The organism is Streptomyces xanthophaeus (genome assembly GCF_000725805.1).
Classification (GTDB): domain Bacteria; phylum Actinomycetota; class Actinomycetes; order Streptomycetales; family Streptomycetaceae; genus Streptomyces; species Streptomyces xanthophaeus.
Genome location: NZ_KL647137.1, coordinates 121,953 through 145,486, shown reverse-complemented (window position 1 = coordinate 145,486; position 23,534 = coordinate 121,953). Strand labels below are relative to the sequence as shown.

Sequence of the window (23,534 nt, the reverse complement as noted above, 5' to 3'; positions counted from 1 at the left end):
CCTTCTCCCCGCCGGGCGGCGCGCGGTCACGTGTGTCCGCGGCGTGGCGCGCCGCTCAGACCTCGATGACGATCTTGCCCGCGGTGTGGCCCGCCTGGCTCAGCTCGAAGGCCGCCCCGAGGGAGGCCAGCGGGAAGGTCTCGGCGACGGTGACGTCCAGAGCTCCGCTGTCGGCGAGCCGGGCCAGTTCCGTCAGGTCGCTGCCGACCGGGCGCACCCACATCCACTCGCCGCCCGAGCCGGTCACGGTGGGGTCGGCGATGGAGGCGTGCCGGCCGTCGTCGTGGAGGACCTCGCGGGTGACGTCGAGGACCCCGCCCACGAAGTCGGCGACGACGGTGACGCCGTCGGGGGCCAGGGCGCGCACCCGGTCGGCGAGGCCGTCCCCGTAGGCGACGGGTTCGGCGCCGAGCTCGCGCACCCGGTCGTGGTTGCGCGGGGAGGCGGTGCCGATGACCCGGGCGCCCAGGGCGCGGGCGATCTGCACGCCGAAGGAGCCGACTCCGCCGGCGGCGCCGTGGATGAGGACGGTGTCGTCCTTGCCGGTGCCGAGGCGGGTGAGGACCTGGTAGGCGGTGAGTCCGGCGAGGGGCAGGGCGGCGGCTTCGGCCCAGCCGAGGGAGGCCGGCTTGCGGGCCAGGGCCCGGACGGGCACGGTGACGAACTCGGCGCAGGTCCCGCCGTGCACGTAGTCCTTGCGGACGTAGGCCATGACCTCGTCGCCCTCGGCGTACTCGGGGGTGTCGATGCCGACCCGCTCCACGGTGCCGGACACGTCCCAGCAGGGCACGACGGGGAACACGACGTCCATCAGCGGGTCGAGTCCGCCCGCCATGATCTTCCAGTCCACCGGGTTGACGGAGGCGTACTTCACGCGGACGAGGACCTCGCCCGGTCCCAGCTTCGGCAGCGGCAGCCGGGTCTCGGTGAGCACCTCCGTCCCGCCGTACGTCTCGTAGACAACCGCGCGCATGGTGTTCTCCTGCGGCATGTACCCGACCTCTCCGTGAGCTGCTGGAACCGCCCCCGGACCATCCCACCACGCGGGCCGCGCCCGCCCCGAGAAGCGGGGCGGGCGCGGCGGGGGCGAAGCGGCGGCGGGGTCAGCCGGAGCGGTGCGCGGCGATGATCCCGGCGTAGCGGCGGCCGCTGGACTTCACGGTGCGGCGCTGGGTGGCGTAGTCGACGTGGACCAGGCCGAAGCGCTTGTCGTACCCGTAGGCCCATTCGAAGTTGTCCAGCAGCGACCAGGCGTAGTAGCCGGCCACGGGGGCTCCGCGGCGGGCGGCGCGGGCGCATGCGGCCAGATGGGCGGTGAGGTACGCGGTGCGCTCGGGGTCGTGGACGCTGCCGTCGGGTGCGACGGTGTCGGGGTAGGAGGAGCCGTTCTCTGTGATGTGGATGCGCCGGGCCCCGTACTCCTCGGTGAGCCGCATGATCAGCGTCTCCAGCCCGTCGGCGTCGACCTCCCAGTCCATGCCGGTGCGCGGGACCCCGGGGCGCTCGATCTGGCGGGCGAAGGGGGCCGGGCCGGCCGGGTCCGCGGTGACGACCTGCGGGAAGTAGTAGTTGAGGCCGGTCCAGTCGAGGGGCGCGGCGATGGCGGCGAGGTCGCCGGGGCGCTCGGGGAGGTCCACCGCGTAGACCTCGCGCATGTCCGCGGGGAAACCGCGGCCGTGGACGGGGTCGAGCCACCAGCGGTTGACGTGTCCGTCCATGCGCCGGGCGGCGGCGCGGTCGGCGTCGCTGTCGGTGGCGGGCTCGACGGTGGAGAGGTTGTTGACGATGCCGATCCGGGCTCCGGGGGCGGCGGCGCGGATGGCCTGGGTGGCCAGGCCGTGGCCCAGGAGCAGGTGGTAGGAGGTGCGGACCGCCGCGGTGAGGTCGGTCCGGCCGGGTGCCATCTTGCCCTCCAGGTGGCCGATCCAGGCCGAGCAGAGCGGCTCGTTCAGGGTGGCCCACTGGGTGACGCGGTCGCCGAGGCGCCGGGCGACCAGGGCGGCGTACGCGGCGAAGTGCTCGGCGGTGGCGCGTTCGGGCCAGCCGCCGCGGTCCTGGAGGGTCTGGGGGAGGTCCCAGTGGTAGAGGGTGACGGAGGGCTCGATCCCGGCGGCGAGCAGGCCGTCGACGAGCCGGTCGTAGAAGTCGAGACCCTTGGCGTTGGCGGGTCCGTCGCCGCCGGGGAGCACGCGCGGCCAGGCGACGGAGAGCCGGTAGGCGTTGGTGCCGAGCTGCCGCATCAGGGCGATGTCCTCGGGCCAGCGGTGGTAGTGGTCGCAGGCGGTGTCCCCGGTGTGGCCGCCGTCGATGGCACCGGGGACGCGGGTGAAGGTGTCCCAGATGGAGGGGGCGCGGCCGTCCTCGTCGACGGCTCCCTCGATCTGGTAGGCGGAGGTCGCGGTGCCCCAGGCGAAGTCGTGGGGGAACGCGGCGAGGTCGATGCCCGCGTGGTCCGCGGCAGGCTCGGTCATGGGAAGGCTTTCGGAAAGGGTCACTTGACGGCTCCTGCCGTGAGTCCTGCCACCAAGTACCTCTGCAACAGCAGGAATCCGGCGACGACGGGGATGCTGACGACGAGCGAGGCGGCCATGATCTGGTTCCAGTAGACGTCGTTCTGCGTGGAGTAGCCCTGCAGGCCGACGGCGAGGGTGCGGGTGGCGTCGTTCGTCATGACGGAGGCGAAGAGCACCTCGCCCCAGGCGGTCATGAAGGCGTACACGGCGACGGCGACGATGCCGGGCACGGCCGCCGGGATCACGACGCGGAAGAGTGCGCCGAGGGGGCCGCAGCCGTCGACGGTGGCCGCTTCGTCGAGGTCGCGGGGCACCGAGTCGAAGTACCCGATGAGCATCCAGATGGAGAAGGGGAGGGAGAAGGTGAGGTAGGTGAGGATCAGCCCGCCGCGGGATCCGTAGAGGGCGACCCCGGTGCTGTTCCCGATGTTCACGAAGATCAGGAACAGCGGGAGGAGGAAGAGGATCCCGGGGAACATCTGGGTGGAGAGCACGGTGACGGTGAACAGCCGGCGGCCGCGGAAGCGGTAGCGGCTGACGGCGTAGGCCGCGAAGACGGCGATGACCACGGAGCAGACGGTCGCGGTGCCCGCCACGATCAGGGAGTTCACGAAGTACTTCGCGAGCGGGACCGTGTGCCAGATGTCGATGTAGGGGCGGACGGTGAGCCCGGTGGGGATCCACCGGAACTGGCCCGCGACGTCCTTGAGGGGTTTGAGGGAGCTGGTGACCATCACGTAGACGGGCAGCAGCACGAAGCCGGACAGCAGGGTCAGGAAGACGGCCCGGACCGCCCGGAAGGACGCGGGCGGATCGAGCGGGCTGCGTTCTCTAGCGGGCATCGTCGTCCCTCCGGCCGCGCGTGGTGACCAGCAGGTAGACGGCGGTGACCAGCAGCAGGAAGAGCAGCAGCAGGACGGACATCGCCGATCCGGTGCCGAAGTTCCAGGTCACGAAGCTGGACTGGTAGATGTGGATGGAGATGAGGTCGGCGGCCTCCGGTGCGGACTTGCCGAACAGGACGAAGGGGGTGTTGAAGTCGTTGAAGGTCCACAGGAACAGGACCAGGACCAGCACCTGGTTGACCGCGCCGACCGAGGGCAGGGTGATCCGGCGGATCTGCTGCCAGATGCCTGCGCCGTCCAGCGCTGCGGCCTCGTAGAGGTCCCGGGGGATGTTCTGCAGGGCCGCCATGACGATGAGGAAGGCGAAGGGCCAGCCCTTCCAGACGGAGACGATCAGCAGCGCCCAGAAGCTGTTGTCGCCGAGCAGCCAGAAGGTGTGCTCGGAGCCGCCGAGGCCCAGCTGGTCGTGGATGACGTGGTTCACCAGGCCGTTGTCGCGCTGGAACATGAAGGCCCAGGTGATGACGGCCGCGTAGACGGGCAGTGCGTAGGGGACCAGGAAGAGCGCCCGCAGGATGCCGCGGCCGCGGAAGTTCTCCTGCATGAACACGGCGGCCGCGGTCCCGAGCAGCCAGCACAGGCCGACGGAGAGCAGGGTGAACAGGCATGTGGTGAGGAAGGATCCGAGGAGGGCCTCGCCGACGGGGCGGTTGATGTCGACGGCGAGGGCGTAGTTGTCGAAGCCCGTCCAGGGGGCGCGGGACCAGTCCCGGATGAAGAACTGGGTCAGCTCGCGGAAGCTCATCAGGATGCCCATCACCATCGGGACCAGGTGGATGAGCAGTTCGAGGAGGAGGGCGGGCAGCAGGAGGAGGTAGGGCAGGGCGGTGCGCCGCAGGCGTCCGGTGCGGCGCCGCGCGGGGGCCGCGGGCCCATGCGGCGGCCCCGCCTTCACGGGGGGTGGCAGTGTGGTGGGTGCGGAGGTCATCGCCGGGTGCTCAGTTCGCCATCTGCTGCTGGGCCTTGGTGAGCTTGGCCTTGACCGATTCGGTGGTCACCGGGCGGCCGGCCGCCGCGTCGGCGAAGAGCTCCTTGACGGCGGTGCCGACGGCGGTCTCGAACTGCGACTCCTCGGGAACCTGCGGGAGGGGCGCGGCGCTGGTGGACAGGGTGTTGCGCAGCACGGTGAGGTCCTCGTTGCCGAACGCGGGGTCCGACTGGGCGGCCTTGACCGGCGGGATGGAGCCGTAGGTCTTGTTGAGGATCTTCTGCTCCTCGTCGCTGGTCATGAACTTCACGAACTTCAGGGCGCCGTCGATGTTGTCGGTGTTGTTGAAGACGGCCAGGTTGATGCCGGCGACCATGGAGTTGGTGTTCCTGCCCGCGCCGGGGGCGCCTCCGGCGGGAACGGGCACGGGGGCCACGCCCCAGTCGCCCTCCTTCATGCCGTGCGCCTTGAAGCTGCTGGCCGCGCTCTGCCACAGGACCATGGCGGTCTTGCCGTTGGCGAAGTCCTGGAGGGACTGGTTCTTGTCGTACTCGGCGTTGCCGGGTGCGATGATCTTGTCCTTGGCCATCAGGTCGACGTACTGCTTGACGGCCTCGACGTTGCCCGGGGTGTCGAAGGTGGGCTTCCCGGAGGCGTCGAAGAACTCCGCGCCGTGCTGCTTGGACAGGACGAAGGCCTGGTGGATGTTGTTGGAGAGGTTCGACCCCTCGGCGCCCAGGGCCCACTTGCCGTCCCTGGACAGCTTCTGGCCGGTGGTGACCATCTCGTCCCAGGTGGCCGGGGGCTTGTCGATGCCCGCCTCCTGGAACATCTTCTTGTTGTAGTAGAGGGCGTAGGACATCGAGTACAGCGGGACGGCGGCCGGGTCCTTGCCCGTGGCGCCCGCCGAGCCGAGGGCGGACTCGACGAAGCGGTCCCGGCCGCCGATGGCGGTGAAGTGCTCGGCGTTCCAGGGCAGCAGCGCTCCGGTGGCCTGGAGCGAGGAGGACCAGGTGTTGCCGATGTTGAGCACGTCGGGACCCTGACCGGAGGCGGTGGCGGCGAGGATCCGGTTCAGCAGGTCGGACCAGGGGACGACCTCGAGCTTGACCTTGATGCCGGTCTGCTCCTCGAACTTCTTCAGCTCCGGGCCGAGGGTCGCCTGGTCCGCCGTGATGTCGGGGCCCTGGTTGGAGGCCCAGTAGGTGAGCTCCTTCGGGGCGGTGTTGGAGCCGCCCGCGTTGTCCGTGGACCCGCCTCCGCAGGCGGTGGCGGCGGCGAGGAGGGAGGCGGTGACGGCGACGGCGGCTGCGGCTCGGGTTCTGCGCATGACGGATCGGCCCCTTTCGGCGAGGTCGGGGAAAGGCCGGCGAGGAAGTACCGTGCGTCGTCTGCGCGGGACCTCTGCTGCGACTGTTTTTGTCCAGGCCTTAATTTAGGACGTGAGTTAAGCCTCGCGAAAGGGTCGCGTCAAGGGGTCGCGCAAGGGTATGTTGCGAGCGATGCCGGGGCGGAAGGAGCCACATGACGACGGGTCGTAGCGGACGAACGGTGCGGGACCTGCGGCGTGGCAACCGCAGCGCGGTACTCCAGCGGCTGTATTTCGGCGGACCGATGAGCCGTCAGGAACTCGGACCCGCCACCGGGTTGAGCTCCGGCTCCGTCAGCAACGTCGTCGGCGAACTCGTCGCCGACGGCCTGCTGGAGGAAGCGGGCGTCGTCGACTCCGACGGCGGCAGGCCCCGCACCCTGCTGCGTGTGACACCCGGCAGCGCCCACATGATCGGCGTCGACGTCGGCGAAACCCGGGTGCGCGTCGAGCTGTTCGACCTCGCCCTCACCGAACTGGCGCGAGCCGAGATGCCGTTGACGCCGCGCGGCTGCTACGACGTGGGCCCGATCGTCGACCACATCCAGGCCGGCATCGCCGCCGTGCTCGCCGAGGCCGGGGCCGGTACGCAGCGGCTGCTGGGCGTCGGCGTCGGAGTGCCCGGCATAGTGGACCGCGACGCACCCGGCGGCGCCGTCGTGCACGGCCAGACCATCGGCTGGGACGCCGTCCCGCTGGAGGCCCTGCTGCGCGCCACCCGGGCGCTCCCGGACGAGGTCCCGTACATCATCGACAACGGCGCCCGCACCCTCGGCCAGGCCGAGATGTGGTTCGGCGCCGGGCGCGGGGCCCGCGAGGCGGTCGTGGTCCTCTTCGGCTCGGGCGTCGGCGCGAGCCTGATCACCGACGGCTCGCCGGACGGCGGCACGACGGAGGGGACCCCGCTGGAGTGGGGCCACCTGACGGTCTCGGTGCGGGGCCGGCGCTGCCGCTGCGGAGCCCTGGGCTGCCTGGAGGCCTACACGGGCGCGGAATCCCTGCTGGCGCGGTGGGCGGAACGCGGCGGCGGCCCCGGGGACCTGGCGGACGAGGAGGAGGCGCTGGCCGCCCTGCTGGCGGCGGCGGGTACGCGGGATCCGGTGGCCGTGGAGGTGCTGGAGGAGACGGCGGAGTACCTGGGCGCGGGACTGTCGGACCTGATCAACCTCTTCCAGCCGGAGCGGATCCTGATCGGCGGCTGGGCCGGACTGATGCTGGGCCCGCACATCCTGGACGCCGTACGGGAACACGCGACGCGCTACTCCCTGCGCCATCCCGCCGGGCGGGTCAGCATCGGCATGGGCTCCCTGGGCCCGGACGCGGTCACGGTCGGCGCGGCCACGCTCCCCCTGTCGGCGTTCTTCGCCACGGGCGGCCGCCGTGTGCCGGCGGAGCCGGCCGTGGAACAGCCGGGCTGGCGGAAGTCTTTGGAGGTCCGGAGCGGGGCGGCGGGCCGCGGGGTCTGACCCTGTCCCTGCGGGGCTCGGCGGTGGGGTCGTGGCCTGGCTGCGGCGCCGCTGCTACGGGGCTCCGCGGTGTCCCGTGCGGGGCTCGGCCGTGGGGTGGTGTCCCGCCTGCGGCGCCGCTGCTACGGGGCTCTGCCCCGGACCCCGCGCCTCAAGCGCCGGCAGGGCTGATTTTTGCCCAGGCGGGGCGTTGGATGTGCTGGCCGGGGGTGTCCCCGCAGGACGAGCGCGCAACCAGGGCCGAACGTGTCCGACGGGGCTCAGTGCGCGAGCCGAGGAGATACCCCGGAGGGGCACCGCTCCCCGACCCGTACCGGACAGCCCCCGCTGCAACGAGGCAAAAATCAGCCCCTCCGGCGATTGAGGAGCGGGGTCTGGGGCGGAGCCCCAGAAAGGCTCGGCGCAGCCCGGGCCCCGTCAGGGGCGGGACAGGGTCAGGACGAGGCTCGGACCACCAGTTCCGGGGTGAACAGCACGCCCCGCGGCTCGGCCCCCGCGGCACCCCCGACCCGGTCCAACAGCAACCGCACCATCTCCGCCGCCATGTCCTCCACCGGCTGCCGCACCGTCGTCAGCCTCGGCCGGCACGCCGTGGCGGCGCTCGAGTCGTCGAAGCCGACGACCGCCACGTCCTCGGGTATCCGGCGGCCGTGCTCGCGCAGCACCAGCGCCGCCCCCTGCGCCATCAGGTCGTTGGCGGCGAACACCCCGTCCAGGTCCGGCCGCTGGGCCAGCAGGCCGCGCATCGCCTGCTCGCCGCCTTCGAGCGTGAAGTCGCCCTCGGCGACCGGCACCCGGCGGGCCGCCGCCGCCTGGAAGCCCGCCACCCGTTCCCGGCTCGCCGGGACGTCCGCCGGGCCCGCTATCACCCCGAGCCGGCCGCACCCCCGCGCCAGCAGGTGCCGGGCGGCCAGCGCACCGCCCTCGCCGTGCCGCAGGTCCACGTGGTCGAGCAGCACCCCGGCTGCCGGGCGGGCGAACAGCACGGCCGGCAGTCCGGCCACCGCCAGCATCCCCGGCAGCGGGTCCCGCGGGTGCGTGGTCACCAGCAGGGCCCCGTCCGCACTGCCCTGCCCGAGGTAGGCCAGCACCTCGGCACGGTCCACATAGGTGTCGGCCAGCATGAGCACCGGGTGCACCCCGCGCGGCCGCAGCGCCCGCACCACCCCACTGACGGCCCGGCCGAAGAAGGGGTCCTGGAAGACCCGGGAGGCGAACGCGTCGCGCTCCCCCGTGGTTTCCGAGCCCGCGCCGGACACCACCAGCGCCACGGCCCCGGAGCGCCGGGTCACCAGCGAACGGGCCGCCCGGTTCGGCACGTACCCGGTGGCCGAGACGGCCCGCTGGACGGCCTGCTGGATGGCCGGATCCACATTGCGGACCCCGTTCACCACCCGCGACACCGTGGCCCGGGACACCCCGGCTGCCCGGGCCACGTCCTCCAGGGTCGGCGGCGTTCCGGTACCCGGCGCCGCACCCTTTTCCCTGCCCCGCCCCGTGTCCATGGCCGCACTGTAGCGGCCTACGGACCCGCGCACTCCAGGTCTGTCCGGAGCGGCAGGTTCCCCGCGTTGGGGCCCGCCAGGACCGTGAACCGGCCCGGCTCCGTCACCCAGCCGCCGCGGTCCGCGGACCAGTGCTGCAGGGCCCGCGGAGGGACCCGTACCGACGCCGCCACCCGCTCCCCGGGCCCCGCCTCCACCGCCGCCCACCCGGCGAGCCAGCGCACCGGGCGTTCGACCGCGGAGCCGGGGCGCGCCAGGTGGAGCTGGACCACCTCGCGGCCGCGCCTGGCACCGGCGTTGCGCAGCTCGACGGTGATCTCGTGGCCGCCGTCCGGCAGCCGCCGGGGCGCGCCGAGCCGTTCGTACTCCCAGCTGGTGTAGCCGAGTCCGTGGCCGAGCCAGTACGCGGGGACCGTGCCGGCCCGTAGCCAGGCGCGGTAGCCGATGTGCAGCCCCTCCTCGTACGGGAGCACCCCGCGGGTGGGCCGGGTGGTGCGGACGGGGGCGTCGGCGAGGGTGGCGGGCCAGGTGGTGGGGAGCCGTCCGCCCGGTTCGGCGTGGCCGAGGAGGACGTCGGCGAGGGCGTGCCCGGCCTCCTGGCCGGGGAACCAGGTGAGGAGGACGGCGGCGGCGTCCGCGCGCCAGGGGAGTTCGACGGGCCCGCCGGAATTCACGACCACGACGGTACGGGGGTTGGCGCGGGTGACCTCCCGGACCAGCAGGTCGGCCGGGGCGGGCAGGTGCAGCGAGGTGCGGTCGCGGCCCTCGGACTCACCGCCCTCGGTGGTGCCGACGAAGACCACGGCCGCGTCGGCGCCCCTGGCGGTTGCCACGGCCTCGGCGAGCGCCCGCGCCGGGTCGGGGGCGGGCGGGGCGGCCGTCAGGACGGTGGCCCGCCCGGTGCCGGGGTCCAGCCGGCGGTGCGCGCGGACCTGGACCCGCCGGCCGGCCGTGAGCCGGACGCGGACGGTCCGCTGGGGCGGGTGGATGTGGACCACGGCCGGATCGTCACTCTCGGGCGGGAACTCCCCCGCCAGTACGGTCGTCCCGTCCACGTCGAGGCCGAGCGCACCGAACCCGCCGAGGCCGAGGGTCCAGGTCCCGCTCACGTCGGGGTCGAGTTCCGCCAGCAGCTCGACGGTGTGGGCGCCCGGGGGGAGTTCGGGCTCCAGGACCCGGCCGGAGGGCTGGTGCGCGCGGTACAGCACGGCTCCGGCGGCGTCCAGCACCCGCAGCCCTACGCCGGGGGCACCCGTCGCGGGGTCGCGGGCGTACGGTGCACCGAGCGCAGCCGGGCCCACCGCTGCCTCGGGACCAAGGGGCGGCGGCCCGGGCGCGTGGCGCAGCCGTATCTGCGGCGGCAGCGCGGCACGCAGCCCGGCCAGCGGAGTGACCACGGCGTGCGGGAACACCTCGGAGCTGCCGCCGCCCTGGACGCGGGGGTGGGCAGCGTGCGTCCCGATGACGGCGAGGCTGGTCAGCGCACCGGGATCCAGGGGCAGCGCGCCCCGGTTCTCCAACAGGACGAAACTCGCGGCAGCACTCTCCCGCAGCAGCCCCCGCACCCCACCGGAACCGGGAGCCGCCTCAGCGCGGGTGCCGGTGCCGGGCTCAGCGCTGGTGGCAGCCCCGGCCGCTGTGGCGGCGCCGGCGGCGGGCCGCGCAGGCGCGTGGGGGCCAGTGGCGGCGCCCGGCGGCGTGGCGGCTTCGGGGGTCGTGAGGGCGCCCACTCGGACGGCGAGGCGCAGGAGGCGGGTCGTCTTGTCGTGGATGGCCGCGGCCGGTACGCGGCCGTGTCCCACCGCCTTCACCAGGGCCTCGCCCCACGACCCGTCCGGGCCCGGCATCAGGAGGTCCTGTGCCGCGAGGGCCGAGGCGACCGTGGACCGGACCGCGCCCCAGTCGGAGACCACCACACCGTCGAAGCCCCACTCCCCCTTGAGCGGCTCCTGGAGCAGGGAACTCTCGGTCATGGTCGCCCCGTTGACCCCGTTGTAGGCGGACATCACCACCCAGACACCGGCACGCACGGCGGCCTCGAAGGGCGCCAGGTACAGCTCGCGCAGCACCCGTTCCGCGATCCGTGCGTCGAGGGTGAGCCGCTGCGTCTCGGAGTCGTTGCCGACGTAGTGCTTGGCCGTCGCCGCCACGCCCCGGGACTGGATGCCCCGTACGAGCGCCGCCCCGGTGCGGCCCGCGAGCAGGGGGTCCTCGGCGTAGCACTCGAAGTGGCGTCCGGCGAGCGGACTGCGGTGCAGGTTCAGGGTGGGGGCGAGCAGCACGTGCACCCCCTTGCGGCGGGCCTCGTCGCCCAGGAGCGCGCCGAGGCGCAGCACCCGTTCCTCGTCCCAGAGCGCGCCCAGCGCCCCGGCGCAGGGCAGCAGGGCCGAGGTGGAGCGCTCGTCCCAGCCGGGTCCGCGCACCCCCGCCGGGCCGTCGGAGAAGACCATCTCGGCCAGCCCGACGTTCGGTTCGGGGTGGGTGCGCCAGGTATCGGCGCCGGTCAGCAGCCGTACGCCCGCGTGCAGGTCGAGCTTGTCCGCGAGCCGGTCCGGGTCGACGTGCATGCCGATGGCCCCTTTCGCCCGGAGGCGGGAGACGGGAGACGGAGCTGAGGGACGGAGCTGAGGGACGGAACCGGGAGAGCGCTCTCCCGGATGATCCCCGGCCGCCCCTCAGCCTGTCAACGCCCTTGCACCGAAGGCGTCTCAGCCTCCGTGCACACCGAACTCGGCCTGGAAGCCCAGCCGTCCGTGCGCGCCCTCGGCGATCCGTTCGAGCACCTCGTCCAGCGCGAGGTAGGCCTCCCAGGCCTCGGCGCCGGCCGCGGCGGCGAGCCGGCCGGCCAGCAGGTCCTCCAGGTCCTGGACCCGCTTGCCCTTCCACACCTTGTCGGCGGTGCTGACGAGCAGTTCCTCGGTGCTCACGCCGGGCGCGGCCCACGTGGCGTGCGTGGCGGCGAACCGGGCCTCGCGCTCGGTGAACCCGTGCGCGAGCAGGAGTTCCCGCCCGGCCGGCTCGTGCGCGGAGCCGGGCCCGGCGAGCTCCTCGGGGTGCACCGCCTTGCCGATGTCGTGCGTGGCGGCCCCGAAGAGCACGGCCTCCCGGTCCACGGCCAGTCCCGGGGCGTACCCGGCGGTCCAGTCCGTCAGCTCGTGCGCGACGTCGTGCACGAGCCGCAGGTGCGCGGCGAGCCGCGGCGGCGCGGCGAGGGTCCGCAGCAGGGTGGCCACGACGGGCGGCAACGGCCGCAGCGCGGGCCCGCCCGGGGCGCCGAGCGCCCGCTCCAGGGAATCGGCGACAGTCATCGGATCATCCTAGAACCGGCCGCCGACCACTCCCCCGAGCACGCCGCCGCCAGGGCCGGTCACTCGTACTCCGTGCCGCCCTTGCGGGTCAGGTAGGCCGGGCTGACCGCCTTCGCGATGGCGCGCCCGCCGACCACCGGGCTGTAGCGCTCGGTACGCGGCCGGATGACGACGCCTTCCCGCAGGTGCAGGCCCCGCCCGGACACGGTCTCCCGGCCGCTGGCCAGCTCCAGCACCACGTCCAGGTCGTACGGGCCCTCGTACAGGTGCGGCACCAGCGGCAGTTCGCCGTCCTTCAGCACGGCGGCCGGGTCCAGCCACTGCACCTGCCCGTCGATCTCGGCGGAGACGTCGAAGACGGCGTAGGCGGGCGGCACGTCGGCGGTGGACGGTTCGGTGCCGTACGCCAGGTCCTGGACGCCCTTCCCGTAGACCTCGCCGAAGATCCCGACGCGGGTCGCCCCGAGCCGGGCGGCCAGTTCCGCGGCGACGGCCTCGACGCCGTGGCCCCGTACGGCCCGCCAGTACAGGTTGCGCTCGTCCTCCTTGAGGGCCAGTCCCTTCGAACCGAACCCCTTGGACGTGACCTGGACCCGCTCGTCCTGGACGACGTACGTGAACAGGCAGGCGGTGCCGTGCAGTTTCTCCGTGAGGACGACCTGCTCGCCGGGCTCGAAGATCTTCGGGTAGCGCTGGAGGTTCTCGATGTCGACCCACGGCAGCAGGTCGGGGGCGGACTCCACGTCGCCGTTCATGGTCGTGGGGACCGGTGGCGCCCATTTGGTGATGCCGAGCAGTCCGGCGAAGTCCGTGCCCTCCGCGGCGGCCTGCGCGAGGTCGACGTCGGCCAGGGCGCGCGGCCTGCACACCAGGCCCTGGGAGAGTTCGCCGCGCAGCCGGACCGCCTTGACCCGGTCCGAGGAGCCTCCGGCGAGCCGGCCGGTCAGGCCGAGCTCCTCGATCAGATCGGCAGGCAGGACGGCCTGTTCGGGTATGTAGAGGGCGAACTCGCCGGTCCGGTAGGCCCCCTTGGCGATGACGGCGCGGTAGAGGCCCACCTGGGCCAGTTCCAGGGCGTCGGCGTTCGGGTGCTCGTGGACGGTCAGTTCTTCGGCGGTGACCCGCAAGGTCGACATGGCTGGGCTCCTGGAGTTTCGTGGCCGGGCGGCGTCCGGGCAGGGCGTTCTCACCGGGTGCGGTGGTCGCCCGCACCGGTGAAGCCCAGTCTCGGCCCCGGCATTTGCGCTGGTCCACCGCTTATCGCGGTGTTAGCCTGCCGCGGCTCACCACACTTGAGGAGGCTCGTATGCCGGCTCGGCCCGTCACCGTCGTCACCGGCGGCAGCAGGGGCATCGGTGCGGCGACCTGTCTCAGGCTGGCCGCCGACGGCCACGATCTGGCGCTCGGCTACCTCCGCGACGCCTCGGCCGCCGAGGCCGTGGCCGCGCGGGTACGGGCCGCCGGTGCCCGCTGCGTCACGGTGCGCGCCGACACCGCGCAGGAGTCCGATGTGGAGCGGCTGTTCGACGTCGCCGGCGGCGAACTGGGCACGGTGACCGGGCTCGTCAACAACGCCGGGGTGACCGGCCCGCTGGGGCGGCTCGCCGACGCGCGCACCGAGGACCTGCGGCGGGTGGTGGAGGTGAACCTCCTCGGGTACCTGCTGTGCTGCCGCCGGGCCGCACGGGACATGGCGGAGGCGGGCGGCGGGGCCGTCGTGAACGTCTCCTCCGCCGCCGCCACGCTCGGCAGCCCCGGGGACTACGTGCACTACGCGGCGACCAAGGCGGCCACCGACGCCCTGACCGTGGGGCTCGCCAAGGAACTCGGCCCGGACGGGATCCGGGTCAACGCGGTGGCTCCCGGCATCATCGAGACGGACATGCACACGGCGATGGGCGACCCCGACCGTCCGGCCCGGGCGGCCGCCGGGATCCCGCTGCGGCGGCCCGGCCGGCCGGAGGAGGTCTCCGGGGCCATCGCCTGGCTGCTCTCCGCGGACGCCTCCTACACGACGGGGGCCGTGCTCCGGGTGTCCGGCGGCCGCTGACGCGCGGACGGGGACCCGGCCGGGGGCCGGCCCGGCGCGGGTCAGCCGCCGAAGGCCGCCTGGGTGGCCGGGCCGTAGACCCCGGGCTGATCGCCCTTGATCCCCCGGTCGCGCTGGAGCTGGGCGACCCCGCGCTTGGTCTGGCTGTCGAAGACGCCGGTCGTGGACACGTAGGTGAACCCCTGCCCGTAGAGCCGCTCCTGGAGGTCACGCACCGCCTCGCCGCTGTCCCCCATCCGCAGCGTCCCGGAGGCGGACTGTCCGGCCGACGCGCTCGCGGCGGCGCCGGCCTTGGGCGAAGCGGACGCGGACGGAGCCGAAGGGGAGGCTGCGGCCGAAGCAGAAGCGGAAGGCGAAGCGGAAGCAGAGGCGGACGACGCCGAGGGGGCGCCGGAGGCGGAGCCTTCGGGCGAGGGGGCGCCCCCGTCGGCGCTGCCGTCGGGGAGCGCGGGCACGGCCAGCGTGAGCCCTGGCGAGGGATCGGAGGGCGAGGGGTCCGCCGCCCCGGGGGTGCTGAACAGATACGCCAGGACACCGGCCGCGCCGAGGCCGAGCAGGGCAAGGGCGGCGACCGGGGACCGGCGGCCGCCTTCCCGGGCGTCGGTCCTTCGGTGTGCGCGGGAGCCGGTCGTCCTGAGGGGCGCCGGGCCCGGTTCCGCTCCGGAGCCACGGCCCGGGCCCCGGTCGGGATCCCGGTCCGGCTCCGGGGCCGGGTACGCCGGAGCCCGTTCGGGGACGCGGAAGGACACGGGAACGGGTCCGGACTGCGGCCAGGGCGTGACGGTCGGCGGGGACGCCCGGTCCACGGGTACGACGTACGGGCGCACGAGCAGGTCGTCGGGGACGACGCCGTCCTCTTCGGAGTGGTGGGACACGGCGACCGGTCAGGCCGCGAAGCGGATGAGGCAGGACTCGGGAGAACCACCGGCCGGGGCCGGGGCGAGCGAAGAGCGGACCGATATGGACATCTTGGGGTCTCCGAGTGCGGCTCATGCGGTGGTTCTCGATCGGGCGCACTCTGTCCCCTTTGCACATGCCCGGTCAAGCCTGATGTCCGAACTGCCCTTATCGGTCCGCAATCCGTGCGGCCGTGGCGGACCCGCGTCACCCGGACGCGTGAGGTGGAGGACCGGGCCGGCCGGAGGGTGCGGCAAGCTGGCCCGATGCAGTTACGCCGGGCCGTGCCCCTCTCCCTCCTCGCGCTCCTCGCGAGCGCCGGCTGCGTGTCCGTGGGGCCGGAGGCTCCGGTGCCGGTACGGGGTCCCGTACCGCCCGTCGGCGTGCCCGATGCGCCGCCGCCCGTCCCCGCCTCCTCACCGCTGCCGCTGGGGCAGCTGCCCGCGCCCGGACCCGATCCGGAAGCCGATCCGGAACGAGGAGTGCACTCCGGTGCCGACGGCAGCACCCCGGGTCCGGCACGCTCCCCCGGCAAGGCCGCCCGGCCGCCCACCGGACGTCAGGCGAAGCCGAAGGTGCCGCCCCGGCGGGTGCGCCCGCCGAAGCCCACGGCCGCCCACCCGCACCGCCACCCGGCCCTGCCCGCCCGGATGGACGAGCTGTGCGCGGCCGCGGGGGACGCCGTACCGCCGTCGATCGTCGACCTGTGCCTGAGGCAGTACGGCCGTTGACCCCGCCGCCGGGTGAACACGTACGAGTGCGAGTCTTGACCCTCCCCCTGTGTCAGACCCTGCACTGGAAGACGTCATGTTCACCATCGGAGACTTCGCCAAGCACGGCCGGGTGTCGGTCCGCATGCTGCGTCACTACGACGCGCTCGGTCTGCTGCGCCCGGCACGTGTCGACCCCTTCACCGGCTACCGCTTCTACGAGGCAGGGCAACTCGCCCGCCTCAACCGTGTCATCGCGCTCAAGGAACTCGGCTTCAGCCTGGACCAGGTCGGAACCATCCTCGACGAGCGCGTGGGCCCGGAGGAGCTGCGCGGCATGCTGCGACTGCGGCAGGCCGAGCTGGAGAGCGCCATGGCCGCCGCGCGAGCGGGGCTGCGGCAGGTCGAGGCGAGGCTCCGGACCATCGAAAGTGAGGGTTCCATGCCTGCTGAAGACATCGTCGTCAAGAGCCTCCCGGCCGTCCGGATCGCCGAGTTGACGGAGATCGCGGCCAGCTTCGAGCCGCAGCACATCGGGCCGGTCATCGGTCCGCTCTACGAGGAGCTGTGCCGCCGGTTCGAGACCGCCGGGGTGGCCGCGAGCGGCCCCGCCACCTCCTGCTACGAGGACGCGCCGGAGGCGGGCGCCGGGGCGGTCCGGGTGCACGCCGGGCTTCCGGTGGCGGCCTCGGTCCGGGCCGAGGACCTCGGCGGCGGGGTGCGGATCGTCACGCTGCCCGCGGTCGAGCGGGCCGCGACCGTGGTGCACCGGGGCGCGATGGACGCCATCCTGCCGACGGTCCAGGCGCTGGCCCGGTGGATCGACACGAGCGGGGAGCACTCGGCCGGGTACGCCCGTGAGCTGAGCCTGGCCTGCCCGGACGACCCCGAGCAGTGGGTCGTCGAGTTCCAGGAGCCCCTCGCCGACGGACCGCGGGCGTAACGGGTGCGGCGCGTCCTGGTCGTCGGGATCAGCGGGGCCGGCAAGTCCACGGCGGCCCGCGCCCTGGAGCGGCGGCTCGGGCTGCCCTTCCACGAGCTGGACGCGCTGCGGTTCTCCGGTCCGGGGTGGGCCGTCGACCCGGACTTCGTCCGGGAGACGGCCCGCCTCGCCGGGACCGAGCGGTGGGTGTTCGACTCGCTCGGCTACCCGGAGGTCCGCGACCTGCTGTGGGAGCGGGCCGACACCGTGGTGTGGCTGGACCACCCGCGGCACGTTGTGATGCGCCGGGTGCTGCTGCGCTCGCTGCGCCGGAGCCTGCTGCGGGAGCGGCTGTTCGGCGGGAACCGCGAGGCGTGGCGGGAGTGGCTGCGCGCCGACCATCCCGCCTGGTGGGCATGGGCGCAGTACGGGCCGCGGCGCGAGGAGATCGCCCGGCGCGCCCGGGACCCGCGGTTCGCACCGCTGCGCGTGGTGCACCTGCGGACGCCGCGGCAGGCCGAGGCGTGGCTGCGTGCGCAGGGGGGCCCTCCCGGGGCTCAGGGGCGGCGGCCGCAGGCCTGAGCACACCGGCGGGCCGTGCCGCGCCGGGCGGTGCGCAGGCGGCGGACGGTGGCCTGGCCGCGGCGGCGCCACTCCGCCCGCGGCAGACCGGCCCGCTGACCGCCGCCGGTGATCAGGGCGTTGACCGGGGTCATCGGGTCGGCCGCGAGCCCCTTCGCCAGCAGCACCCCGACCACGAGCGGGACCAGGGCCACGGCCAGGGCGGTACCGGCGGTGGTCACGTGCTGCATGCGCGGGCGGGGCTCGCTGCGCGGGGCTTCGTACGTCATGCCCCCATTCGACCAGCGGCGGCGCGGCGGGGAATCGGGGCGGATACTCAGGCCGTTGGGCATGAGGTACTCAGACGGGCCCGGACGTGCGGGGTGAGGGGATGGTGAGGGGATGACGGTGCCCGGTCAGGGCTTCGAACCGGCGACCGGCGACGGCCCTGCCGTACCGCCGGGGCTCGGGCGCGAGGCCGTGCTGCGGACGGCGTACGAGGGGCTGCTGCAGATCCGCCGTCTGGTGAACGGCGCCGGGGGCGCGGGGGTTCCCGCGGCGTGGGAGGTACGGCAGCCGGAGCGAGCGGTGGCGCTGGCGCTGGAGGCCTCGGGGATCCCGGCGTCGGCGGTGGACGCGCAGGGGCGGCGCACCCGGACGGGATACCGGGTGGCCGCGGCCGCCGGGGGCGGGCCGGGCCGGACGGAGGTCACCTGGCTCGGTGCGCCTGGCAGCGGCGCGGCCGAGGAGGAACAGGAACGGCTGACGGCCTGCGCGGCGGTACTGGAGCCCCTGGGCTGGGACTGCCTGCTCTACCGGGGCCCACGCCACCGCCGCTTCCTGGAGGTGGAACCCCGCCGCTGAGCCGGGGGCGGACAGCCGGCCCCGGGACCGCACCGCCCCGACATATTCGCTGGCCACGGGCGCCTGGCGGCGGCAGACTCGGCGCATGGGCATGCTCGACGCGATGGCGGAACGTACCGGCCGGGGGGAGACGGTGGAGTTCCGTCCGACCGGCGGTTCCATGGTGCCGCTGATCCGGTCCGGGCAGCGGGTGCGGGTCGGTCCGGCCGACCCTCGCCGGATCGAGGCCGGTGACATCGTCCTGGCCCGCGTCCACGGCACCGTGTACCTGCACCTGGTGCTGGCGGTGGACGCCGCACGGCGGCGCGTGCAGATCGGCAACAACCGGGGCGGCGTCAACGGCTGGACCGGCAACGACCGGGTGTTCGGCATCTGCCTGGGCGTGGACGGCGTGCCCCGCGCGGGCGCGGCCGCCAAGGTCCGCCCGCCGCTGTCGGGGGCGGCCTCCGCGGTGCGGCCCGTCCCCCTCACCTCGCACCGGCTCGACCTGCTCCCGCTGGGCGTGGAGCACGCCGACGAGATGGCCGTCGTCCTGGCCGACCCCGGCCTCCACACCTTCATCGGCGGCGCCCCGCCGACCGCCGGGGCGCTGCGCGTCCGGTACGCACGGCTGGCCGCGGGTTCGCCGGACCCGGCGACCGTCTGGTGCAACTGGGTGCTGCGGCTGCGCGACGGCGGGCAGCTGGTGGGTACCGTCCAGGCCACCGTCGCCGCGGACCTCGAACACGCCGAGGTGGCCTGGGTCGTCGGGACCGCGTGGCAGGGCCGGGGCTTCGCCGCCGAGGCGGCGGGGGCGCTGACGGGCTGGCTGCGGGAGCTCCCGGTCGGCCGGATCCTCGCGCACGTCCACCCCGGGCACGTTGCTTCGGCGGCCGTGGCCGAGGCCTGCGGGCTCCGGCCGACCCCGCACCGTCAGGACGGCGAGGTCCGCTGGGAGTCCGTGGGCGGATCCGCGAACGATTCCGTGGGCGGATCCGCGGACGGGTCCGCCCCGCATCCGTAGCGGGCGGCGAGGGCTGCCGCCGTAGCGGCGACCGCACTGCGCAGTTCGGGCGGGCCCAGCACCTCCGCCTCGGTGCCGAGCCGGAGCAGGTCCCCGACGGCGAGGGCCGTGGACTCGACGTCCAGCCGGACCCGCACCCAGCCCCCGGGATCCGCGCCGTCGGGGTCCGCCTCGGCCAGGGCCCGTACGCCCGCGGCGCCGAACTGCATCGGCAGCAGCCGCTGTCCCCGCGGCGAGAGGCTCAGTTCGGCGCTCTGCTGACGGCGCGCCACGTCCAGGCGGCCGACCGATCCCTGCCAGTGGGCGGCGAGGGCGAAGTCCGCGGGCCGCTCGAAGCCCTCCTCCGTGGTGTCCACCGTCAGGAAGCGGCCGACCCGGTAGGTGCGCACGGCGTCCCCGGACCGGGCCACGAGGTACCAGATGCCGCCCTTGAGGACCAGGCCGAGGGGATGCAGTTCGCGGTGCACCTCGCCGCGCGGGCGCCCGTAGCAGGTGCGCAGGACGCGCTGGTCCCAGACCGCCCGGGCGATCTGCCCGAGGTACGGGACCGGGTCCGCGTCCCGGAACCAGGCGGGTGCGTCCAGGTGGAAGCGGTCCTGGATCCGGCGGGCCCGTCCGGCCAGCGCCGCGGGGAGCGCGGCCTGCAACTTCAGCTGGGCGGCGACCAGGTCCGCACCGAGGCCGAGGTCCTGTGCGGGACCCGGCACCCCGGTGAGGAAGAGGGAGGCCGCCTGGTCGTCGGTGAGGCCCGTGAGGCGGGTGCGGTAGCCGTCGGGGAGCCGGTACCCGCCGGCCGGGCCGCGGTCGGCGTGGACGGGGACCCCGGCGGCGCCCAGGGCTTCGACGTCCCGGTAGACGGTGCGCACGGACACCTCCAGGGCCTCGGCCAGTTCGGGCGCGGTCATCCGGCCACGGTTCTGGAGCAGCAGGAGCAGGGAGAGGAGCCGGTCGGCGCGCATGGCACCCATGATCCCGCGTACCTGACAGCAGGTGTCAGGTACGGCTGCCAGCCTGGGGGCACAGCCTGATGAACCGCCGGACGCGACCGTCCGGCCTGCCGGGAGGACAACCGTGCCCACATCCACTCCAGCACCCGGATCCGTACGCACCGGGGGCCGTTTCACCTTCGCCGACTGGGAGGAGAAGCCGATCGGGCCGTCCGGGGCCGCTCCCCGGCTCGCGCACGCCCGCGTCACCAACGCCTTCACCGGCGGGATCGAGGCCTCCGGCACGCTCTGCGCGTACACGGTCGCCTACACCGGGGAGAGCACCGGCAGCTTCGCCGGCATGGAGCTGGTGTCCGGGAGCGTCGACGGGCGTCACGGCAGCTTCCTGCTGGAGGAGCGCGGCAGCTTCGACGGGACCGGTACGCGCTGCCGGTTCGAGGTGGTGCCCGGCTCCGCCACCGGCGAACTGGCGGGCCTGACGGGCACCGGAGGGTTCACCAGCCGTCACGGCGACCCTTCGGTCGCGTACGAATTCACGTACGCGGTGAGCTGACGGGCCCCAGGGGCGCGGCGGCGCACGCGCAGACGCGAAGGGGCGCGGAGCCCGAAGGCCCGCGCCCCTCCTGCCGTACCGGCCTCAGCCGCAGGTCACGGCGCGCCGAAGGTCAGCGTCAGCTGCGGGGTCCCTTCGGCCGCCTGGGCCTCCGAGGACCACAGCCACAGGGCGTCCGTACCGGTGCTGCTCAGGGCGAGCGCGTAGCTGCCGCCGAGGGCCGCGGCGACGGTCGCTGTGGTCAGCCCGGTGGTGTGCACGGCCGAGCCGTCCGGGATGCCGGCGAAGGTGCCGAGTGCCGGGGAGCCGAGGCCGGGACGGTTGGCGTAGGTGGTGGTGCCCTCCGTCCACGGTCCGGTGACGGGGACCACGGAGACGGTGTCCGCGGTTCCGGCGCCGGCCATGGTGCTCGTCTTGACCCCGAGCGTCGCCGACTTCAGCACGGTGCCCGCGGGTGCGGCGGGCAGGTCGAAGCGGAGGTAGCTCGCGTAGAACGAGGTGCCCCGTACGGCGAGGGAGCCGGAGGTGCCGTAGTTGGTGCCGGGAGCACCGGCGTTGGCGTAGGTGTCCTCGGCCGCGGTGACCTGGACGACCGAGTCGGCCGGGGCGGAGGCGAGGGCGTAGTGGTTCTGCACCTGGGCGGCGCCCAGGACGGTCGGGTAGACGGCGCTCTCGTCGAGCTGGCCCGCCCAGTACTCGCTGGTCGGGCGGGCCGGCCAGCCGCCGAGGCTGTCGCCGCCCACGTGCCAGTAGCCCGCGAAGTTCTCGTGGGTGGTGACGTTGAGCGTGCCGCGCTGGACGCCGTCCACGTAGAGGGTCATCCCTCCGGGGCCCTGGGTCGCGACGACGTGGTGCCACTGGTTGTCGTTGTAGGCGGCGGCGGTGGTGATGGTGCGGGTGGCTCCGGTGTAGACGCCGAAGACCAGCCTGCCGTTGTTGGTCATGTAGACGTGCTTGTCGTAGTTGCTGCTGCCGCGCGCCTGGTTGTTCCCGAAGCCGATGAGCTTCCCGCCGCGGGTGGTGTTGGTCTTGAACCAGGTCTCGACGCTGTAGCTGCTGCCCACCGTCTGGCGGCGGTCCCCGTACACCTGGGTGTCCGTGCCGTTGAGGCCGATCGCGGTGCTCGCTCCGGTGACGGCGCCGGGCGTCTGGCGCAGGGCGGGGGCGTTGTGGTGGACACCGCTGGAGGTGCCGCCCGTGGAGGAGTCGGCGACGAAGGGCAGTGCGGACTCGTCGTAGCGCCAGTACTGCTGGGCGCCGTCGGTGCGGACCGCGTTCGGGTAGGCGTCCACCGAGGTCGGGACGGTCACGCTCGCCGTCCCCGACTGGGCGCTGACGTTGCCCGCGGCGTCGGTCGCGGTGACCCGGTAGGTGTACGACTGGCCCGGTGCGACGGTGGTGTCGGTCCAGGAGGCCTGCGGGCGCCGGAAGAACAGGGAGTCGGCCGTGACCGTGCCGATCGGTGTGGCCGCGCCGTTGCGGTAGATCTTGTACGTCAGCGCGCTGTCGTCCAGGTCGAGGCTGGTGCGCCAGCGCACCTGGACCTCTCCAGGCTTGAAGCTGACCGCGCTCGCGACGGGCACGGTGGGTGCGCCCGTGTCCCCGGTGGAGGCGAAGCGGGTCAGGCTCTGCTGGGCCGCGCCGTTGACGGTGGTGAACTCTCCGCCCACCCACAGGTACTGGACGCCGGCCTTGGAGCCGATGCTCATCACGCGCGGGCCGATGCCCTCACCGATGCCGTCGTTGGTGTCGGGGGCCCATCCCAGCTTGCCGGTTCCGGTGGTCGGCTGGGCGAGCAGGTGGTGGCGCTGGCCGTCGGGGAACTCGCCGACGCTGGAGCAGTCGTGCGCGTGCGAGGCGCTGTAGAGGACGCTCTGGTACGGCAGGACGGCCTGGGTGGCACCGAGGCAGGTGTCGCGCCAGCGCTGGCCGAAGTCGCTGAGGTTCAGGGCGATCCGGCCGTCGAAGACGCCGCCGCCCGTGCCCTCGTTGGCGGTGTAGAAGCCGGTGGCGTCGGTGGCGATGTCCTTGACGACCGAGTTGGTCTCGATGAAGCCGGCGTAGGACCTGGTGAGGGAGCCGCTCGTGGCGTCGACGACGGCCAGGGCGTGCGTGTTCGTGCCGTTGACGGTGAAGAAGTCTCCGCCGAGCACCACCTTGCTGCCGTCCGGGGTGACCTCGACGGCGCGGCCGGGTTCGTCGGCGTTCGCGGTGAAGGGCTTCAGCGTCCCGTCGGTGGCGTCCACCGCGGCGAAGCGCTCGCGCTGCTGGCCCGCGACGGTGAGGAAGTCACCGCCGGCGTAGACGGTGTCGCCGGTGACGGCGAGGGCGCGGACGGTGGCGGCGAAGGCGGGCCGGAATCCGGTCTTCACCGTGCAGGTGGCCACGTCCACGGCGGCGAGGCTGGAGACGGGGGTGCCGTTCACGGCGCCGAAGTAGCCGCCCGCGTAGAGGGTCTCCTTGTCCGGGGAGAGGGTGAGCGCGCGGACCGTCGCGGTGCCGCTGCCGACGGTGAAGGACAGCTTGCAGGAGGTCGGCGCACCGGTCGCGGCGTCGAGCGCCACGAAGTTCACGGCCGGCTGCTCGCTGCCGCCGCCGCCCGCGGGGGGCCGTACCGCGGAGAAGGTGCCGCCGGCGAAGACCTGGCCGCCGGCTTCCGCGAGGGCCCAGACGACGCCGTTGGGCTGCCAGGTCGGGAGCGGGTCGGCGGTGAAGGCGACGGGCGGGGTGACGGCCGCGGCCTGCGGGACGAGGCCGACGCCGATGACGGTGCCGGTTCCGGCCAGGGACAGGGCGAGAGCGGTCGCCAGCCCTCTGGATCTACGCATGAACCCCCCAGTTCGGTGTGCGGGCGGCCGTGTCGCCTGCTGGTTCGCGACCGCTGTCGGGCATGGCTGAAATCAGACGGACAATCGTCTGCATCCATGCATACGGGCGCACCTTAGAGTGGTTCTTCGTTGCGTTCATCACACTTGACGTATCGGATACCAAATTGATCCGGTCCGTACGCAGATCCCGGGGGGCATGGGAAGC

21 protein-coding genes are annotated in these 23,534 nt (G+C 73.9%); 8 read left to right on the top strand and 13 right to left on the bottom strand.

Annotated features, from left to right (window positions below):
• Positions 1-55 precede the first annotated feature (55 nt).
• From IO30_RS0138555 to IO30_RS0138535, 5 genes are all read right to left on the bottom strand, one after another.
• On the bottom strand, positions 56-973 hold the full coding sequence (locus IO30_RS0138555; RefSeq protein WP_078903674.1) for an NADP-dependent oxidoreductase: 918 nt from the start codon (positions 971-973) through the stop codon (positions 56-58).
• Between the two features lie 130 nt (positions 974-1,103).
• Positions 1,104-2,471, bottom strand: a complete 1,368-nt coding sequence (locus IO30_RS0138550) for a GH1 family beta-glucosidase (protein ID WP_031151161.1) — start codon at positions 2,469-2,471, stop codon at positions 1,104-1,106.
• Between the two features lie 20 nt (positions 2,472-2,491).
• Positions 2,492-3,355, bottom strand: coding sequence for a carbohydrate ABC transporter permease (locus IO30_RS0138545; RefSeq protein WP_031151159.1), 864 nt, complete (start codon positions 3,353-3,355; stop codon positions 2,492-2,494).
• On the bottom strand, positions 3,345-4,346 hold the full coding sequence (locus IO30_RS0138540) for a carbohydrate ABC transporter permease (RefSeq protein WP_031151157.1): 1,002 nt from the start codon (positions 4,344-4,346) through the stop codon (positions 3,345-3,347). The genes IO30_RS0138545 and IO30_RS0138540 overlap by 11 nt, the downstream gene beginning before the upstream one ends.
• Positions 4,347-4,356: 10 nt before the next feature.
• Positions 4,357-5,676, bottom strand: coding sequence for an ABC transporter substrate-binding protein (locus IO30_RS0138535; RefSeq protein ID WP_031151155.1), 1,320 nt, complete (start codon positions 5,674-5,676; stop codon positions 4,357-4,359).
• Positions 5,677-5,870: 194 nt separating this feature from the next.
• On the opposite strand from IO30_RS0138535, the gene IO30_RS0138530 reads away from it, so the two are divergent.
• Positions 5,871-7,181, top strand: a complete 1,311-nt coding sequence (locus tag IO30_RS0138530; protein WP_031151153.1) for an ROK family transcriptional regulator — start codon at positions 5,871-5,873, stop codon at positions 7,179-7,181.
• A gap of 434 nt (positions 7,182-7,615) precedes the next feature.
• Here the strand turns inward: IO30_RS0138530 and IO30_RS0138525 are convergent, their stop codons facing one another.
• The 4 genes from IO30_RS0138525 to IO30_RS0138510 form a co-directional block, all read right to left on the bottom strand.
• Complete coding sequence (locus IO30_RS0138525) at positions 7,616-8,686, bottom strand: LacI family DNA-binding transcriptional regulator (protein WP_051902852.1); 1,071 nt, start codon at positions 8,684-8,686, stop codon at positions 7,616-7,618.
• Positions 8,687-8,703: 17 nt separating this feature from the next.
• Positions 8,704-11,253 (bottom strand): glycoside hydrolase family 3 C-terminal domain-containing protein, encoded by a 2,550-nt coding sequence (locus tag IO30_RS0138520; RefSeq protein ID WP_031151149.1) that lies wholly within the window; start codon positions 11,251-11,253, stop codon positions 8,704-8,706.
• 141 nt (positions 11,254-11,394) lie between these two features.
• Complete coding sequence (locus tag IO30_RS0138515; RefSeq protein ID WP_031151147.1) at positions 11,395-11,994, bottom strand: HD domain-containing protein; 600 nt, start codon at positions 11,992-11,994, stop codon at positions 11,395-11,397.
• 59 nt (positions 11,995-12,053) lie between these two features.
• The gene (locus IO30_RS0138510) at positions 12,054-13,130 is read right to left on the bottom strand and encodes an RNA ligase (ATP) (protein ID WP_031151145.1); all 1,077 of its coding nucleotides are present in this window, start codon (positions 13,128-13,130) and stop codon (positions 12,054-12,056) included.
• A gap of 170 nt (positions 13,131-13,300) precedes the next feature.
• Between IO30_RS0138510 and IO30_RS0138505 the strand changes: the two genes are divergently transcribed.
• Complete coding sequence (locus IO30_RS0138505) at positions 13,301-14,044, top strand: SDR family NAD(P)-dependent oxidoreductase (RefSeq protein WP_031151144.1); 744 nt, start codon at positions 13,301-13,303, stop codon at positions 14,042-14,044.
• Positions 14,045-14,085: 41 nt separating this feature from the next.
• On the opposite strand, the gene IO30_RS42505 is transcribed toward IO30_RS0138505, so the two are convergent.
• Positions 14,086-14,919, bottom strand: a complete 834-nt coding sequence (locus IO30_RS42505; RefSeq protein WP_051858831.1) for a peptidoglycan-binding domain-containing protein — start codon at positions 14,917-14,919, stop codon at positions 14,086-14,088.
• A 288-nt stretch (positions 14,920-15,207) separates the two neighbouring features.
• On the opposite strand from IO30_RS42505, the gene IO30_RS0138495 reads away from it, so the two are divergent.
• The 3 genes from IO30_RS0138495 (at position 15,208) to IO30_RS0138485 (ending at position 17,155) form a co-directional block, all read left to right on the top strand.
• Positions 15,208-15,672 (top strand): hypothetical protein, encoded by a 465-nt coding sequence (locus IO30_RS0138495; protein ID WP_031151140.1) that lies wholly within the window; start codon positions 15,208-15,210, stop codon positions 15,670-15,672.
• Between the two features lie 76 nt (positions 15,673-15,748).
• On the top strand, positions 15,749-16,594 hold the full coding sequence (locus IO30_RS0138490) for a MerR family transcriptional regulator (protein WP_031151138.1): 846 nt from the start codon (positions 15,749-15,751) through the stop codon (positions 16,592-16,594).
• A gap of 3 nt (positions 16,595-16,597) precedes the next feature.
• Complete coding sequence (locus IO30_RS0138485; protein WP_037896397.1) at positions 16,598-17,155, top strand: AAA family ATPase; 558 nt, start codon at positions 16,598-16,600, stop codon at positions 17,153-17,155.
• Here the strand turns inward: IO30_RS0138485 and IO30_RS0138480 are convergent.
• Positions 17,131-17,424: a hypothetical protein gene (locus IO30_RS0138480; protein WP_037896395.1), complete on the bottom strand. Its 294-nt coding sequence runs from the start codon at positions 17,422-17,424 to the stop codon at positions 17,131-17,133. The two genes, IO30_RS0138485 and IO30_RS0138480, sit on opposite strands and share 25 nt — an antisense overlap.
• A gap of 112 nt (positions 17,425-17,536) precedes the next feature.
• Between IO30_RS0138480 and IO30_RS0138475 the strand changes: the two genes are divergently transcribed.
• A complete protein-coding gene (locus tag IO30_RS0138475) occupies positions 17,537-17,998 on the top strand; it encodes a hypothetical protein (RefSeq protein ID WP_031151132.1) in 462 nt (153 codons plus the stop codon).
• Between the two features lie 430 nt (positions 17,999-18,428).
• Entirely contained in the window at positions 18,429-19,001 is a 573-nt protein-coding gene (locus IO30_RS46560) for a GNAT family N-acetyltransferase (RefSeq protein WP_051902863.1), read from the top strand.
• Here IO30_RS46560 and IO30_RS0138465 read toward each other — a convergent pair.
• Positions 18,911-19,960, bottom strand: a complete 1,050-nt coding sequence (locus IO30_RS0138465) for a helix-turn-helix transcriptional regulator (protein ID WP_202205029.1) — start codon at positions 19,958-19,960, stop codon at positions 18,911-18,913. The genes IO30_RS46560 and IO30_RS0138465 overlap by 91 nt on opposite strands.
• A gap of 112 nt (positions 19,961-20,072) precedes the next feature.
• On the opposite strand from IO30_RS0138465, the gene IO30_RS0138460 reads away from it, so the two are divergent.
• Complete coding sequence (locus tag IO30_RS0138460; RefSeq protein WP_031151126.1) at positions 20,073-20,501, top strand: DUF3224 domain-containing protein; 429 nt, start codon at positions 20,073-20,075, stop codon at positions 20,499-20,501.
• 95 nt (positions 20,502-20,596) lie between these two features.
• Here the strand turns inward: IO30_RS0138460 and IO30_RS0138455 are convergent, their stop codons facing one another.
• Positions 20,597-23,329: a DNRLRE domain-containing protein gene (locus IO30_RS0138455; protein WP_202205030.1), complete on the bottom strand. Its 2,733-nt coding sequence runs from the start codon at positions 23,327-23,329 to the stop codon at positions 20,597-20,599.
• Between the last annotated feature and the right edge of the window lie 205 nt (positions 23,330-23,534).

Coding starts and splice junctions, on each gene's coding strand:
- IO30_RS0138555 (WP_078903674.1), bottom strand. CDS start 973: ATGCGCGCGGTTGTCTACGAGACGTACGGCGGGACGGAGGTGCTCACC.
- IO30_RS0138550 (WP_031151161.1), bottom strand. CDS start 2,471: ATGACCGAGCCTGCCGCGGACCACGCGGGCATCGACCTCGCCGCGTTC.
- IO30_RS0138545 (WP_031151159.1), bottom strand. CDS start 3,355: ATGCCCGCTAGAGAACGCAGCCCGCTCGATCCGCCCGCGTCCTTCCGG.
- IO30_RS0138540 (WP_031151157.1), bottom strand. CDS start 4,346: ATGACCTCCGCACCCACCACACTGCCACCCCCCGTGAAGGCGGGGCCG.
- IO30_RS0138535 (WP_031151155.1), bottom strand. CDS start 5,676: ATGCGCAGAACCCGAGCCGCAGCCGCCGTCGCCGTCACCGCCTCCCTC.
- IO30_RS0138530 (WP_031151153.1), top strand. CDS start 5,871: ATGACGACGGGTCGTAGCGGACGAACGGTGCGGGACCTGCGGCGTGGC.
- IO30_RS0138525 (WP_051902852.1), bottom strand. CDS start 8,686: ATGGACACGGGGCGGGGCAGGGAAAAGGGTGCGGCGCCGGGTACCGGA.
- IO30_RS0138520 (WP_031151149.1), bottom strand. CDS start 11,253: ATGCACGTCGACCCGGACCGGCTCGCGGACAAGCTCGACCTGCACGCG.
- IO30_RS0138515 (WP_031151147.1), bottom strand. CDS start 11,994: ATGACTGTCGCCGATTCCCTGGAGCGGGCGCTCGGCGCCCCGGGCGGG.
- IO30_RS0138510 (WP_031151145.1), bottom strand. CDS start 13,130: ATGTCGACCTTGCGGGTCACCGCCGAAGAACTGACCGTCCACGAGCAC.
- IO30_RS0138505 (WP_031151144.1), top strand. CDS start 13,301: ATGCCGGCTCGGCCCGTCACCGTCGTCACCGGCGGCAGCAGGGGCATC.
- IO30_RS0138495 (WP_031151140.1), top strand. CDS start 15,208: ATGCAGTTACGCCGGGCCGTGCCCCTCTCCCTCCTCGCGCTCCTCGCG.
- IO30_RS0138490 (WP_031151138.1), top strand. CDS start 15,749: ATGTTCACCATCGGAGACTTCGCCAAGCACGGCCGGGTGTCGGTCCGC.
- IO30_RS0138480 (WP_037896395.1), bottom strand. CDS start 17,424: ATGACGTACGAAGCCCCGCGCAGCGAGCCCCGCCCGCGCATGCAGCAC.
- IO30_RS0138475 (WP_031151132.1), top strand. CDS start 17,537: ATGACGGTGCCCGGTCAGGGCTTCGAACCGGCGACCGGCGACGGCCCT.
- IO30_RS0138465 (WP_202205029.1), bottom strand. CDS start 19,960: ATGCGCGCCGACCGGCTCCTCTCCCTGCTCCTGCTGCTCCAGAACCGT.
- IO30_RS0138455 (WP_202205030.1), bottom strand. CDS start 23,329: ATGCGTAGATCCAGAGGGCTGGCGACCGCTCTCGCCCTGTCCCTGGCC.